Annotated in this window: 10 protein-coding genes; 4 read left to right on the top strand and 6 right to left on the bottom strand. The window is 70.8% G+C overall.

The genetic code is table 11. The features are described 5' to 3' along the window. Window positions 1-73 precede the first annotated feature (73 nt). Window positions 74-979 carry a helix-turn-helix domain-containing protein gene (locus NMN56_RS22510; RefSeq protein WP_274041080.1) on the top strand — a complete coding sequence of 302 codons (906 nt, stop codon included), beginning with the start codon at window positions 74-76 and terminating at the stop codon, window positions 977-979. After that, a complete protein-coding gene (locus tag NMN56_RS22505; RefSeq protein ID WP_274040907.1) occupies window positions 976-1,188 on the top strand; it encodes a DUF397 domain-containing protein in 213 nt (70 codons plus the stop codon). The genes NMN56_RS22510 and NMN56_RS22505 overlap by 4 nt, the downstream gene beginning before the upstream one ends. A 215-nt stretch (window positions 1,189-1,403) precedes the next feature. Here the strand turns inward: NMN56_RS22505 and NMN56_RS22500 are convergent, their stop codons facing one another. The 6 genes from NMN56_RS22500 to NMN56_RS22475 all read right to left on the bottom strand — a co-directional run bounded on the left by NMN56_RS22500 (window position 1,404) and on the right by NMN56_RS22475 (window position 12,200). Further along, window positions 1,404-4,499 (bottom strand): alpha-mannosidase, encoded by a 3,096-nt coding sequence (locus tag NMN56_RS22500; protein ID WP_274040908.1) that lies wholly within the window; start codon window positions 4,497-4,499, stop codon window positions 1,404-1,406. Window positions 4,500-4,560: 61 nt separating this feature from the next. Then, window positions 4,561-7,776: a glycoside hydrolase family 38 N-terminal domain-containing protein gene (locus tag NMN56_RS22495; RefSeq protein WP_274040909.1), complete on the bottom strand. Its 3,216-nt coding sequence runs from the start codon at window positions 7,774-7,776 to the stop codon at window positions 4,561-4,563. 44 nt (window positions 7,777-7,820) lie between these two features. After that, window positions 7,821-8,996, bottom strand: a complete 1,176-nt coding sequence (locus tag NMN56_RS22490) for a glycoside hydrolase family 76 protein (protein ID WP_274040910.1) — start codon at window positions 8,994-8,996, stop codon at window positions 7,821-7,823. Between the two features lie 77 nt (window positions 8,997-9,073). Then, entirely contained in the window at window positions 9,074-9,898 is an 825-nt protein-coding gene (locus NMN56_RS22485) for a carbohydrate ABC transporter permease (protein WP_274040911.1), read from the bottom strand. A 2-nt stretch (window positions 9,899-9,900) separates the two neighbouring features. Further along, window positions 9,901-10,887: a carbohydrate ABC transporter permease gene (locus NMN56_RS22480; RefSeq protein ID WP_274040912.1), complete on the bottom strand. Its 987-nt coding sequence runs from the start codon at window positions 10,885-10,887 to the stop codon at window positions 9,901-9,903. Beyond that, window positions 10,884-12,200, bottom strand: coding sequence for an ABC transporter substrate-binding protein (locus tag NMN56_RS22475; RefSeq protein WP_274040913.1), 1,317 nt, complete (start codon window positions 12,198-12,200; stop codon window positions 10,884-10,886). The genes NMN56_RS22480 and NMN56_RS22475 overlap by 4 nt, the downstream gene beginning before the upstream one ends. Window positions 12,201-12,539: 339 nt before the next feature. Between NMN56_RS22475 and NMN56_RS22470 the strand changes: the two genes are divergently transcribed. Next, the gene (locus tag NMN56_RS22470) at window positions 12,540-14,273 is read left to right on the top strand and encodes a class I mannose-6-phosphate isomerase (protein ID WP_274040914.1); all 1,734 of its coding nucleotides are present in this window, start codon (window positions 12,540-12,542) and stop codon (window positions 14,271-14,273) included. After that, complete coding sequence (locus NMN56_RS22465; RefSeq protein WP_274040915.1) at window positions 14,270-15,211, top strand: ROK family protein; 942 nt, start codon at window positions 14,270-14,272, stop codon at window positions 15,209-15,211. The genes NMN56_RS22470 and NMN56_RS22465 overlap by 4 nt, the downstream gene beginning before the upstream one ends. Window positions 15,212-15,295: the final 84 nt, after the last annotated feature.

The following is a 15,295-nucleotide window of genomic DNA, read 5'->3' as shown; positions in this document are numbered from 1 at the left end:
CGGTAACAGTGCGTGCACGCGCGTAACGTACGAGTTCCCTCATCCACGTCCGCACAAAGGCGCGGTGATGCGCATGGAACGCGCGAACGGCAGGCAGCAGCAGAAGGCCGCCCCGGCGACCTCGACACCCGACCGTGCCAAACGGGCTCCCCGCACAAGAGCGAGCGCCCCCAAGGCCGAGGACCGCCCCGGCATCTGGACCGCATACGGCAAGGTCCTCCGACGCTTCAGGAAACGGGCCGGATTCACACAGGAACTACTCGCCTACCGCGTCGGCTACTCCCTGGAACAGACCGCCTCCATCGAACAGGGCCGCCGCCCCGCGAAGGCCGCCTTCACGGTGGCGGCCGAACGCGAGCTGGACGCCGGCGGCGTCCTGGAGGACCTCCAGGAGGAGGTGGACTTCGCCAAACTGCCCGCGTTCTTCCGTGACTTCGGGCTGATCGAACTTGATGCGGTGAGCCGGTTCGACTACGACCCGCTGCTGGTCCCGGGGTTGTTGCAGACGCCGGAGTATGCCCGGGCGTTGTTCGAGGCCAACATCCCTGCCCTTGATCCTGACACCATCGAGGATCGAGTGGACGCCCGCATCAGCAGGCAGAAGTTGCTCACGAAGACGCCCATGGTCGACTTCTCGTTTGTGATCGGCGAGGCCGCGCTCCGGAATGTGCTGGGCTCACGTCAGGTGATGCGCGCACAGCAGGAACACTTGCTGGCCATGGGGGAACTGCGCAACGTGTCGATCCAGGTCATGCCGATGACAGTTGGTTTCCATCCGGGCCTGAACGGCCCGATAGTGACCGTTGAGACCTGTGACCATCAGCACTTCGCATACTTCGAGTCACAGGGCATCGGGCATGTAGTAAGTGTCCCAGCTGAGGTGAGCATGTTCGCTCTCCGGTATGGCAAGCTGCGGTCACAGGCGCTGAACGAAAAGGAGTCAGCCGCCTTCATCCGGCAGTTGGCAGGGGAGCGATGAGCATCAAGCGGGACGTCCGCGAACTTGAGGGGCTGTCCTGGTTCAAGAGCAGCTACAGCGGCTCCGACGGTGGCAACTGCGTCGAGGTGGCCGGGGCCGGCCAACTCGCCTGCGTACGCGACACCAAGAACCAGAACGGCCCCACACTCAGCATCCCCGGCGACCAGTGGAGCGCGTTCGTCGCGCACGTCGCCGAGCGGAACCGCTGACGTAATCGGACCCGATGTACGAGGGGCGTCGGCCGACAAGGCCGGCGCCCCTCAGCTTTGCGCCCAGCTCCTCACCGTAGCTGCGGTCAGGCCCGCCCGACGGACGATGCCGCCGAGACCACGAGCCCACCCCGCACCGAGTGCGGGGACCGTCGGGTTCGCGAGGTTCTGGACATCGCGAGGTCCAGGACGCCTTGGGGTGCGCGGCGTGGAACTCAGCCGTCCGCGACGGTCCGCGCCCTGCTCAGCCGCAGGGTGACAAGCTGGAAGGGGCGCAGGGTCAGCCCTACGGCGTCGCCCTCCCCCTCGATCGCCGGGCCGTTCTCGACAGGTCGTTCCAGCAGGTCGGTCGGGGTCACCGTGGCGACGGGGAAGCCCGGTGTGAGGGTGAGCGCCGCCCGGCCGCCCCGGGCCTCGTGGAAGCGCACCACGACGTCGCCGCTGCCGTCGTCGGCGAGCTTGAGTGCGGTGACCACCACCGCGTCGTTGTCGACCGTGACCAGCGGTGCCACCGGGGACGCGCCGGTCACCCGGCGTTCGGGCAGATTGACGCGGTATCCCTCACGCACCGCTTCACCCACGTCGGCGCCCGGCACGAGCGCGCAGCGGAAGCGGTGGAGTCCCTGGTCGGTCTCGGGGTCGGGGTAGCGCGGTGCCCTGAGCAGTGAGAGGCGGACGGTGGTCGTGGTGCCGCCGTCCCGGTCGGAGCGGACGGTGCGGGTCACGTCGTGTCCGTACGTCGAGTCGTTGACGAGTGCGACGCCCCAGCCGGGCTCGTCCAGGTGGACGAAGCGGTGGGCGCACGCCTCGAACTTGGCTTCCTCCCAACTGGTGTTGGTGTGGGTGGGCCGGTACAGGTGCCCGAACTGGGTCTCCGCCGCCCAGCGTTCGGCGTGTATGTCGAGGGGGAACGCGGCCTTGAGGAACTTCTCCGTCTCGTGCCAGTCCACCTCGGTCTCGATGTCCAGCCGGCGCCTGCCGCGCGCCAGGGTCAGCCACTGCACCGCGCGCGAGGCGCCGAAGGAGCGGGTGACGCGCACCGTGGCTCGGTCCTCGGCGGCCTCGACGGCCCCGCCCGCGCGTTCGAGCAGCACCTCCTCGGCGTCGTCGAGGTCGGTGACGGCGTTGCGGTAGAAGGCGTCCACGTCCCAGGCGTCCCACTCGTTGGGGAGGTCGGGGTGGAGCTGGAGGAGGTTGGCCACCGTGCCCGGTGCCACCGTCTCCCGGCCGTTCTCCTTGTCGTACGCCGACACGATCAGGCCGCGCGCGTCGACCACGACCCGCAGGAGCCCGTTGTCGAGGACGAACCCGCCGCCCTCGCGCGGCTCAGCCGATACGGGTGCGCCGTCCATGACCGCCGGCGCCAGCGCGCCCGCTGCCACCCCGGAACGGGCATGGGGAGCGGAGTTGGCGAACAGTTCGACGGTCCCGGTGTCGGGCCCCGCCTCCGTGTCGCGGCGGCCCGTCAGGGCTGCCAGCGCGTCACCGATGAGGGTCTCCAGTTCGGCGGCGACCTCCGCGTACGTACGCTCGGCCTCGCGGTGCACCCAGGCGATGGAGGAGCCGGGCAGGATGTCGTGGAACTGGTGCAGCAGCACCGTCTTCCATATGCGGTCCAGCGCCTCGTACGGGTAGCGGAAGCCTGCCCGTACGGCTGCCGTCGCGGCCCACAACTCGGCCTCGCGCAGCAGGTGTTCGCTGCGCCTGTTGCCCTGCTTGGTCCTGGCCTGGCTGGTGAGCGTGGCACGGTGCAGCTCCAGGTACAGCTCTCCGACCCATACCGGCGCATCCGGGTACTCCGCCTCGGCCTGGGCGAAGAACGCGGCGGGGGCCTCCCACTCGACCGTGGCCGAACCCTCCAGGTTCCGCAGCCGCCGCGCCCTGGCGATCATCTCGCGGGTGGTTCCGCCACCGCCGTCGCCGAAGCCCGTGGGGGCCAGGGATCGGGTGGCCGCGCCCTTCTCCCTGAACGTACGGGCGGCGTGGGCCAGTTCGCTGCCCAGCATGGAGCAGTTGTAGGTGTCTACGGGCGGGAAGTGCGTGAAGACGCGGGTGCCGTCGATGCCCTCCCACCAGAAGGTGTGGTGCGGGAAGGAGTTCGTCGCCGACCACGAGATCTTCTGGGTGAGCAGCCACTTCGCACCCGCCGCCTTGATGATCTGCGGGAGCCCCGCGGCGAAGCCGAAGGTGTCGGGCAGCCACACCTCGTCGTTCTCGACGCCGAACTCCTCCAGGAAGAACCGCTTCCCGTGGACGAACTGCCGTGCCATGGCCTCGGAGCCCGGCATGTTGGTGTCGGACTCGACCCACATTCCGCCCGTCGGGACGAAGCGGCCCTCGGCGACCGCCTTCTTGACCTTCGTCCAGACCTCGGGCCTGTGCTCCTTGATCCAGGCGAACTGCTGTGCCTGGGACATCGCGAAGACGAACTCCGGGCAGTCCTCCAGCAGCGCGGTCATGTTGGACGCGGTCCGTGCGACCTTGCGCACGGTCTCGCGCAGCGGCCACAGCCACGCAGAGTCGATGTGCGCATGGCCGACCGCGCTGATGCGGTGCGCCGAGGAGTTCGCCGGCGCGGCCAGTGCCTCCGCCAGCTGCGCGCGGGCCGCGGTCGCGGTCCCGTTCACGTCCTGGAGGTCCAGCGCGTCGAGGGCGCGGGCCATGGAGCGCAGCAGCCGCTGACGCCGGGAGCCGTCCACCGGCAGCTCGTGCATCAGTTCGCCGAGCACGTCGAGGTCCTGGACCAGCTCCCACACCTCGGTGTCGAAGACCGCGAGGTCCATGCGCGCGAGCCGGTACTGCGGCTCCGTACCCGCGGTGTTCCGGTCGCCGAGAGGGGTCGGCAGGAAACCGTCCAGGTCCAGCAGCACCGGGTTGGACGCGGCTTCCAGGTGCCACTCCACCCGCTCGCCACCCCTGACAGGCGTGCCCACGCGCACCCACGCGTTGCGCGGGTTGAGCCCCTTCACGGGGGTGCCGTCCGGCTCGTGGACGAGGGCTTCGCACTGGAAGCCCGGTGTCCTCGGGTCGAAGCCGATGTCGAGTACGGCCTCCACGGTCAGCCCCGCCCACTCCTCCGGCACCTCGCCGTGGACCTTGAACCAGGTGGTGTCCCACGGCGCACCCCACCGGTCGCCCACGGCCACCGGCGTGTGCACGGCGGACAGGCCCTCGGCAACCGGTACGGGTTCCCCGGAGACCACCCACGCCTCCACGGCCAGCGGCACGGACGCGGGATACAGGGCAGGGCGTACGCGCTCGCGCAGCACGCGGTCCAGGCGCGCTTCGGTCAGTTCGCGGTCGTCGTGCATGGGTCGATTACTCCGTAACGCGATCGAGGTGAGGGGGTCCGGTGCCGGGACGGCCGCTCCGTCACTGTCCGGTGAGTTCCAGCAGCACCGCTCCTGTCCCCAGCCTGGGCAGGGCCAGGCGCACGGCGCCGTCCTCGGGCGCGGGTTCCAACTCCCGTCCGGGCCCGCCGAGATATCCGGCCTCCCGGACGCGTGCGACGGGGAACCCCGGGGCCAGCCGGCACTCGACCGCCTCCTCCGCGAAGGACTGCAGCCGCACGAGGACCGTGCCGGCCCGGGGCACCGTCAGGCCGACCACCCGCACGCGCGGGTCGGCGACGGAGAGGAAGGACGCCTCCGCGTACGGGTCCTCCTGGAGCGCGCCGCGGGCCCGTACCGGCACCAGGGGGTGGCTGGTCACGGCGGCCGTCCGCATGCCGAGCACAGGACCTGCCCCGTGCGCATCCGGCTGGTGCGCTGTGCCGAATCCGACGCTGTAGTGGAAGGTGTGCTCGAAGGCTTGCCGGGAGGGGAAGTTGGTGTCCCAGATGTTGTTGTGCACCCAGGAGTAGACGGTTCCGGGCTCGTGCTGCGGGAGCGAGTACGGATACGGGACATACGGGACGCGGAGGTTGCCCGTCTGCACGAGGGGGGTGTCCGGCGTGGCCAAGGCCGCGACGGTGTCGTCCTCCTGGAGGCTCACCCAGCGGCGCACGGCCCGCATATGGGCCGCGGAGCCCGGTACGACGGGCAGCCCGGTACCGGTCATGCCTCCGGTCGCCTCCATGCGCAGCACGGGCTCGTCCATGGCGAAGGGGAAGGCGAAGAACGCGCTCTCCTTGGTCAGGGTCGCGTCCTTGGCGAGCCGGTTCGCCAGGTCGATGCGGGCCGCGTCGTGCGGCAGATGCACCGTCACCCGCAGCCCCGTGGTCCCGGCCGGGGTGCAGGCGTAGACGAGGGTCTCGCCCGTGACGTCCGAGCGGCGCTCGACGAGCGCGGCGGGCGGGGCCGCTGACCGGGAAGCGAGCAGGTGCATGGAGTCGTCGGCGACGGTCTTGCTGGACTGGTGGTTGAAGCCCCCGGCGGTGGCGTACTCGTCGTAGAGGTAGCCGTTCAGTCCGGTGGCCGCGTCCTGCCTGACCAGCTCCCTGCCGGTGCGCTTGTCGGTGACGGAGGCGACGCACGCCCGGCTCAGGTCGACCCGGACGCGCAGGTGCGCGTTCTCCAGCACGGTGGACTCGGCGGGCTCGACGGGCGCGTACGGGACGTCGGGGCCGGCGGCGTCACCGGTGGCCTTACCGTCCTTGCTGCCCCTGCCGGCCTCGCTGCCCCTTCCTCGGACGATGTCCACCCGTACCGATCCCGACGCGGGTACGTCCGTGAGCGCGAAGAGGAGGAAGCGGCCCGCCGTCCTGTGCCGTTCGTTGCTCTGGGCCTCCTCCGCGTGCGGAAGTGACGCCCCGGTACGCCCGTCGAGCACCTGCACAGCGGTGTCCATCGGGACGGTGCTCTCCGGCAGGAACAGCCGTACGGTCTCCGCGCGCTCCCAGCTACAGGTGTTGACGATGTGGAAGCCCGCCAGGGTCCCTTCGCGGGCCGGGAGGCGCTCGCCCAGCAGCGCGGCGGCGGAGTCGAGCAGCGTTCCCGCGTCGTCGTGGGCGCGCAGTGCCTGGGCGTACTTCCAGTGCCACTGGCGCTCACCCGATCCGTGGCCGTGCTCACCGTGGGTCCACGGGTCGCCCGCGCCCCACGTGTGCTCGTTGAACAGGGACGCAGCGCGGTAGACCTCCGGCGCCTCCCGGGTGACCGCCGCGCTGTCGGGGGCGCCGAGGGCGTGCGCGTATCCGGCGACCGTCTGCGCGTCGGCCAGTGACGCCTGGCCCCGGCGGGTGGCGGCCATCGGTACGGCTCCGGCGCCGACGCCGTCGACCCACCAGTCGGTCCAGTCGCCCTCGAAGGTCTCCAGTTGGTCGCCGAGCCGGCTCTCGGCGTCCTCGAAGAAGTCCTGGTGGCGAGAGGTGCGCAGGTGGGGGAAGGCCCATTCCTCGTTCCAGCGGCGCACGGTCTCGGGGATGATCAGGCGCGGCGGCCCGTTGTCGGCGAACTTGCCCAGGACGCGCAGGTGCAGGACGTCCCAGGGGTACGGTTCCGCGCTCGCTCCGGCGTCCCCGGCGGGCCCGAGGACAGGGAAGCCGGGGATGCCCCGCCCCTCGTGGGGGTAGGGGAAGGCGGCCATGGCCGACAGGTAGGCGGGCAGCAGGTCGTCGACCCGCTCGTAGGACTCGTCGAAGCCGAGGACGGAACCCTCCATGTACGCGAGTCCGTGCGGGGTGTCGGTGCGCCAGACCAGCACCTCGCTACCGCTGGGCGCCCGCCAGCGGAACAGCCGGGGCAGCCGCTCCCCGCCCACCAGATGGGGCACGGCGCGGCCCGCCCAGTTGTGGGCGACGGACAGATAACGCACGCCGTTGGAGGCCAGCACGTCGGGCAGGCCGACGACCTGGCCCGGCACGTCCGTCTGCATGGCTGAGCGGATGTCGATGCCGTGGGTACGGCTCAACTCCCTCGCGGGGCGCAGCAGTTCGTGCAGCTCGTCCGTCGAGCAGGTCTCGGTGTGGAGGTTGAACGGCATGGCTGTCAGCTCGATCCGGCCCTCACGCACCCTGCGCAGGAACTCCTCGACCTGCCGCCGGGGCCGGTTGGCGGCCCAGTTCTCGAAGGAGAGGAACCCCTCGACCGACCACCGGAACCTGGCTGGTTCGGGCCAGTCGTCGGTGGTGCGGCACAGCTCCAGCAGCGAGTCCAGGTACGAGCGGCCCTCGGCCATCACGGTGCCCTGCGGGTCGGTGTAGCCGATGTCCAGGTGGGCGTGCTGGACGAGATGGAGCGTCCAGTGCCGCTGCGGCTGCGCCAGGAACTCCAGCCGGGCGCCCTCCTCCAGCTCGGGCAGCTCGGCCAGCAGCTTCGTGGGCGCCTCGACCTCGGGTATGAGCAGCCGGGTGTCGCCGCCGGGCCCGGGAACGACCTCACAGCGCACCTCCGAGCCGCCGCCGGTGGTGACCCGGGCCCGGGTGAGGCGCGGCGCCCGCGAAGGCGCGGCGCCGCCGGTGCCCACGAGGCGTACCCGTACGGACTGGAGCAGGCCGCCTTCGCCGTCGCGGCGCAGCAGCGGCTCGCAGGACAGCCGGACCTCGTGTGCGCCGAGGGTGCCGGTGCTGGTGACGACGCGTTCGCGCAGGAGGTCGCGGGCGATGTCCGAGTCCCACCAGGAGGGGCGGGTCAACGGCGGGTGTGACATGGGCGTGCTCAGTCCTTCGGTCGGTTCCGTACGAGAGGCGGTGTTCAGCCGTGCGGGTCGGTGCGTGCGAGGGTGGCGAAGATCTGCACCATGGCGGACTGTTCGAGGGTCTCGGCCGGGGCCTGGGGGTCGTAGTCGCCGCCGCCCGAGGGCTGGAAGCGGAACAGCCCGGTCGCCGCGTCCCGGTTCGACTTCCAGGTGTCCGCCGCGTACGTCTCCATGGCCCGCCGGTAGTCCGGGTCGGGGTGCACCGCGTTCAGGGCGAGGAGGTCCTTGAAGTAGAACGCGTTGAACACGGCGGGCTGGTCGTGCAGACGGTCACCCTGCTTCCAGTGGTCGAGGGAGGCGTTCGCGTCCTCGACGGCCTGCCTCAGATACGCGCGCTCGCCGGTGGCGCGGTAGAGCGTGGTGGCCGTGCCGACCATGGCCCCGGAGTTGTAGGTCCACAGCGTCTTGTCGGTACTGCCGTCGTCCTTGTGGCTGTTCCAGTACAGGCCGGGCTCCTGGCGCAGGCAGTCGCGGTTCCACCCGTACCAGGCGCGGGCGCGGTCGAGCTGCCGCTTGTCGTGCGTCGCCGCGTACAGCTCGGCGGTCAACTGGGCCGACAGTCCTGTGACGTTGGCGGCGCGGGTGTCGTTGGCGGGACCGTCGAACCAGTCCATCCCGCCGGGACACGTCTTGGCAGGGTCGTCGTCCCAGCCGCGGCTGACGATGTCGGCGGTGTCCTCGGCCCGTTCGAGGTAGCGCGTGTCCCCCGTGGCGCGGTACTGGTCCATCAGGGACAGCCCGATCACGGCGTTGTCGTCGTAGAACACGTCACCGCCCTTGCCGAGCGGTGCGGGCAGGTAGGACTGGTAGCCGGGCCGGCCGCCGCTGTCCGCGTAGTAGAGCCGCAGCGTACGGAACCGGTCGTCCACGTCCTTCCCGTACGCGGGTCCCGAGCCGGGCAGCCGCGCCATGTCCTGTGTCGCCGCGGTGGCCTCGCGCAGCGGCCAGACGAACGAGTGCGGGTTGTCCCCGGGCTGTCCCGGTGTCTTCTCCCGGTACAGCCCGTGGTTGTCAGCCCCTTGGTAGAGGTGCGTCTGCAGGGATGTGTAGGCGTTTTCCGCGCGGTGTGTCCACTGGTCTGCCCGGGTGTCCGCGTGCGCGGGTGCCGCCGTGAACAGCACGGCGCCCAGCACCGTCGCGACAGCGGTGCGGCGGAAGAGCGTTCTGCGCATGAGCGTCCTTTGCGGTGTGCGGAGGGCGGTGTACGGAGTGGCGGTGTACGGAGTGGGGAGGAGGCGGGCGTCAGCGCTCAGCGGGTCAGTTTGAGGCTGCTGACGAAGAACCGCTGTGCGGAGAAGAAGAGGACGACCGTGGGCAGCGAGACGAGGATCGCGCCGCCGAGCACCACCGGCGGCCCCACCGAGACGTAGGTGCCCTGGAGTTCGGCGAGCGCCGCCATGACGGGCCGGATGTTGCGGCTGGTACTGAGCGTGATGCCGAACAGCAGGTCGTTCCAGACGGAGACGAACTGGAAGACGAAGGCGGCCACCATCGCGGACCTCGACAGCGGTACGTGGATCCGCCAGAACAGCCGCCACCACGAAGCACCGTCCATCCGCGCGGCCTCCACCACTTCGCGCGGCAGCGTCATGGCGTAGTTGCGCATGATGAAGAAGGCGAAGGGGACGGCGATGGCCGCGTACACCAGCACCAGGCCGATCTGTGTGTCGTACAGACCGAAGTCCGCGTACGACAGGAACAGCGGCCGGAGGAAGACCTGGAGGGGCAGCAGCGTTCCGGAGTAGATCAGCCAGAACCACAGGGTGCGGCGCCGTACGGGCATGACGACCGCCGCGAAGGCGGCGCCGGTGGCGAGCAGAATGGCCACCAGTGAGCTGGTCACCGCGTACAGCAGGCTGTTGGCCATGGACGGCCCGAGCTGTGCCCGGTCCCATGCCTGCCGCATGTTGTCGAGCAGCCCGAATCCCTGTGGCCACCAGTGCGGGCTGCCGCCGTACTCGGCTGCGGGGACCATGGCGTTGACCACCAGGAGCCAGGTCGGTACCGCCCACAGCAGGGCGAGGAGTATCAGGGTGGTGTTCCGCAGGATTCGGCCAAGGGGCACGGTCCGCATGGTCATTCGCCTTTCGCGTCGAGCTGGCGTCGCAGATACAGCCAGGAGGCCGCGAGGACGATCACCGTGAGGACGACCGCGATGGCGGCGCCCGCGCCGGGGTGCTGCAGCAGGAAGGTCTCCTGGTACATGGAGACCGCCAGGGTCTCGGTCGCCCGCCCTGGACCGCCCTGGGTGAGCACCCAGATCAGGTCGAACGACTTCAGCCCGTTCGCCAGGCTCATCCCGATCACGATGATCGAGACGGGGCGGAGCTGGGGCAGGACGACATGGCGGAACCGCTGCCAGGGGCTCGCGCCGTCCAGGGACGCGGCTTCGAGGGTCTCCGGCGGGATGCCCTGCAGCCCGACGAGGAAGAGGATGACGGCCACCCCGGTCGCCTGCCAGGCGTTGGCGAGGATCATCACCACCGTGCTGCTGGGCCACTCCAGCAGCCAGCCGTGCGCGAGCGAGTCAAGGCCCACGGTCTTGAGCAATTGGTTGAGCGCGCCGTCGGACGTCAGCACGAAGTTCCACACCACGGCCACGGCGGCGCCGGACAGCGCGTACGGCGTGACCACGCACAGCCGGGCGAACCGGGACCAGCGGGTGGCATCGGTCATGCAGGCGATGGCCAGTCCGAGAACGAAGGGCAGCAGGACCGTGCCCGCCACCCACATCAGCGTGTTCTCGACCGACCGCACCAGGGCTTCGTTCGTGAAGAACAGCCGGTAGTTGTCCAGTTGGGCGAAGCCGGAGGCCCGGTGGTCGTTGAAGAGGCTGCGCCAGAGCGTGGCAGCGAACGGCGCCAGCAGCAGCGCCCCGACGAGGAGCACGGCCGGGGCCAGAAAGGCGCCGGACGTCAGCCGCTCGCGCAGTGGCAGGCCGCGCCGGGCTCTGCGCCGGGGAGAGGGAGGCCGCCCCGCAGGCGTGGGGTCTTTGGGGCTAACGGGGTCCGTGGTGCCTGCGGGACGGGTGCCGGCAGCGGGCCGGGTCGCGGACGCGCTCATGCCTCGTCCCGCTTCCATGTGGCCCACTCGTCCGCTGCCCGCGCCTCCATGCTGCGCAGGGTGGCGTCGGCGGAGGACTGCTCCGTCATGAAGCCCGCGAGGTCCTGGGTGTTGCCCTGGACGAGATTGGGTGGGCTGGCCTCGCCGTAGCGGATCAGGCGGGTCACCCGCTCCCGGGCGATGGTCTCCTTGAGCTGGGCCACGACCGGATTGCCGGGCCGTACGACCGGGTTGGCCGAACCATCCTGGAGGAAGTCGGTCCACGCGCGCTGGACGGGCGGGGCCAGCCATGCGCCCACGTTGGCCATTCCGGCCTCGCGCGTGGTCGCGCTGCGCGGAACGGCCAGGACGCCGGACTCGGTGATCACGGACTTCCGCGTGGACTTCCCGACGGTCGGCAGGATGAACGCGTCGTAGTCCCTGCCGGGGCGCATCCCGGCACCGGTGAGGCTCTGCGCCTGCCAGGTGCCGTGCAGGAACATGCCTGTCCTGCCCCCCTTGAGGGCGGCTGCACCGTTGTTCTGGTCGAAGTCCGGGGGCGTCATCCAGCCCTTGCGGATGAAGCCCTGCCAGATGTCCAGCGCCTGACGCGCCACGCCGTCGGTGTACCGCGCCCTGCCTCCCACGAGCGCGCTGTAGAAGTCAGGGTCGATCTTGCTGACGAGTTCCTGGAACCATTCGTAGGCGGGCCAACTGCCGTTCTGGGTGGCCACGAAGGGGGTGATGCGGTTGCGCTTGAGGACGGTGGCGCAGTGCAGCAGTTCGTCCCAGGTGGCGGGCGGGCGCAGTTCCAGTCGGGCGAAGACCCGCTTGTTGTAGAACACCACGTAGTAGGACTCGTACAGCGGGATGCCGTAGACCTTCCCGCGGTACGACAGCGAGGCGCGCTGCGAGGGGCGGGCCCAGCCCTTCTTCTCGTACCGGTCCCACAACCGCGACAGGTCGGAGAGCTCTCCGCCGCGCGCCAGGGACTTGAGTTCGTAGCCGGACGCCCACTTGAGCATGTCGGAGGCGCGGGACGTCTGCAGGGTCATCTGGGTGACCTGCTTGTACGAGGTCGCCGAAGGGTTGGACAGGGGACGGAGGCCGTACCCGGTGAGGGGCTTGAGCGCCCTGCCCGCCTTGCGGTAGCCCTCGTCCCAGGTCCCGTTGTCGGTGCTGATGCTCGCCGTGCCCGGCACGGCAGCGGTGCTGCTGCCCCGTGCGCAGCCGGCCGCCGCCAGGCCCGCCGCACCCGCGCCGAGAGCGGCGAGGAAGCGGCGTCGGCCGAGCGCGGCGGGTGAGCCCGCCCGCGCCGTACCGAACGATGTCATTGGTGCCCTTTCGCCGGAGTGTGACGGATGGAAGTCACGTCCTGCCGGGGGCCCGAGGCCCCAGAGGCTGCCCGGCCACAGCCGTGAAGGCGCGGTCTCCGTGTGTGCCGATCGGCACGGAACGGCCGGTGCATTGCGAGGAGGTTAACGAGAACACATAGGTGCCACAAGAGCGTTACGGCGGAACATTGCAAGCCTCGCGGAAAGTGCCAGCTCAGATGACATGAGAGGAACGGAGATACAGGGCTGGCACTTCAGGGAGAGATTGGTATCGTTAACAAAACCCTCGTGGCACGCCACCGATCCGCACCCCACCTCACTCGCGACTCAGGAGCAGACGTGCAGCAGCACCAGGCCCGACCGTACGAACTCAACCCCCGTTACGCGCCGTCAGGCTCCGGCGTCAGTACCGGGTGGGGAGCTGCCGTGGCCGGCCTGGACGCCGACCGGCCCCTCGTTCTCGCCGTCGACGGCCCCGCGGCCCTGAACTGGGCGCATGCGGCACGTCAGTTGACGGAGGCACTCGTGTCCCTGGGCCGACCGGTCTCGCTGCTGGACGTGCGGGAGCACTGGTCGCGGGAGCGCGCCGAGCGGCTGGAGGCATCCGGGACTCCCGGGGACGACCCGTTCTTCCGGCCGCTCTCCACCGCGTCGGTCGGTGACCTGTTCGACGCGGTGCCCCGGCCCGAGCGACCGGAAGGCGCCGGCGTGACGCTGGTCATCGGCCCGGGCGCGGGGCTGTGCGAGGCGGATGTGCTCTGGTACGCGGACCTGCCCAAGCGGTTCGCCGAGGCCGCGGTCGCCGGGGGTTCGCTGCCCGTCGGGGTCAACCTGGGCCACCCGTACGCGCACGGCACGCTGCGCCGGCTGTTCTACACGGACTGGCCGGTGTGCGATCGGCACCGCGATGCGCTGGCGCCCCGTATCGACCGCTGGATCGACCTGCAGGACCCGTCCTCGCCCGCGTCGCTGGAGGGCACGGCGATGCGGGCCACCCTCGCGGAGCTGGCCCGCCGCCCGGTGCGGACGCGTCCGTACTTCAACTCCACACCGTGGGGCGGCCGTTGGGCCGCCGACGAGCTGGGATTCACCCCACGGGCGGGCAACACGGCGCTCGGCTACGAGCTGATCGCCCCCGAGGCCGGGGTGCTGGTGGGCGCCGACGCCGGAGCGCAGGTCGAGCTTCCCTTCCAACTCCTGTGCGTGCTGCACCCCGAGGACCTGCTCGGCGAGGAGGTCAGCGCCCGCTTCGGCACGTCCTTCCCGCTCCGCTTCGACTACCTCGACACGATGGGAGGCGGCAGTCTCTCGCTGCACTGCCACCCCAGGGAGGACTACATGCGCGAGGTGTTCGGCCGCCCCTACACCCAGCACGAGACGTACTACGTCACCGCCGCCGAACCCGGTGCGCAGATCTTCCTCGGCCTGCGGGGCGATGCCGAAACCGACACCATGCGCGCGCAGGTCGAGCAGGCGATCGGGGACGGCACGGCGATGGACGTGGAGGCGCACGTCCAGACCCATCCCGCCGCCACGGGCCAGCTGTTCATGATCCCGGCCGGAACTCCGCACGCGTCGGGAGAGGGCAACGTCGTCCTGGAGGTGAGCGCGACCCCGTACCTGTACTCCCTGCGCTTCTACGACTGGCTGCGCAAGGACGCGGCAGGTGCCTCACGCCCGCTGCCCTATGAACACGCCTTCGCCAACCTGGACACAGCGCGCCGCGGCGACGACGTGCTCAAGGACCTGGTGCAGCAGCCGCGGACGATCCGGCACGGGCCCGGCTGGCGCGAAGAGGTCCTCGGTGCCCTGCCGGAGATGTTCTACGCCGTGCACCGCATCGTGATCGACGGCGGCGCCGGATGCCACGCGTACGACGACACAGCGGGCCGCTTCCACATCCTCAACCTCGCCTCGGGCCGGGGAGCCGTCGTGGAGACCGCCGAGGGGCACACCCACCACCTGGCGTTCGCGGAAACTCTCACCGTCCCCGCCGCCGCCGGCGCCTACCGCATCCACCCCGTCGGCGACGAGCCCCTCCACGTCGTCAAGGCACTGGTGACGCCCGTATGACCGCTCAGGTTCTTTCGGAGAAACTCCCGACGCCGGTGCTCGACGTCGGCGGTACGCACGTCACGGCCGCGCTCGTGGAGACCGCTTCCGGTCTTCCGCTCCCCGGCTCCGTCGTGCGCGAGCCCCTGGACTCCGACGACGGCGCCGGGGAGATCCTGGACGCCCTCGCCGCGACGGCCCGGCGCCTGCGCGTGCCGCACAGCCGGGACTGGGGTGTGGCCATCCCCGGCCCGTTCGACTACGCCACGGGCACGGGCAGGTTCCGCGGCATCGGCAAGTTCGAGGCACTCCACGGCGTGGACGTGGGCAGCGGACTGTGCGAACGGCTCGGCCAGGACGCCCGTACGCTCCACTTCCTGAACGACGCCGACGCCTTCGCACTCGGCGAGCACCGTGCGGGTGCCGCCGCGGGACACGACCGGGTCGTGTGCCTCACGCTCGGCACCGGCGTGGGTTCCTCGTTCCTGGCCGGGGGCACCCCTGTGCACCGGGGACCCGGGGTGCCGCCCGGCGGGCACGTCCACCGGCTGACCGTACGGGGGCAGGCGCTGGAGGACGTCGTCTCCCGCCGCGCCATCCGCGCGAAGTACGCGTCGCTGTCCCGGCGGAGCGGAACCGGCCCCCTGCCCGATGTACGGGAGATAGCAGCCCGCGCCCGCAGACGGGAGGCGAGCGCCGCGCAGGCCATCGGCTACGCTTTCCAGGCGCTGGGCCACGTTCTGGCCCCGTGGTGCCGGGAGTTCGGCGCCACCGCCGTCGTCGTCGGGGGCTCGATGTCCGCCTCATGGGACCTCGTCGAAGCCGGACTCGCCGCCTCCTGGGCGGAGGAGACCTTCGGACGGAATGGCCCGCCCGCCCTGCTGAAGGCCACGCGGTCCGCCGACGCCGCCCTTGTCGGAGCGGCCCGTCGCGCCCTCGATCCGCGGCCGGAGCCCTGAGCCGCCACACCGGCCGAGCCTCTGCCCGACAGCGCGACCCCCGTAGTAAGCCCCGATAACGCGGCCCCAGTCATAGAGAGGACG

Source organism: Streptomyces iconiensis (genome assembly GCF_028657195.3).
Classification (GTDB): Bacteria; Actinomycetota; Actinomycetes; order Streptomycetales; family Streptomycetaceae; genus Streptomyces; species Streptomyces iconiensis.
The sequence above is the reverse complement of the archived record's forward strand: the minus strand, read 5'-3'. Positions and strand labels throughout refer to the sequence as shown.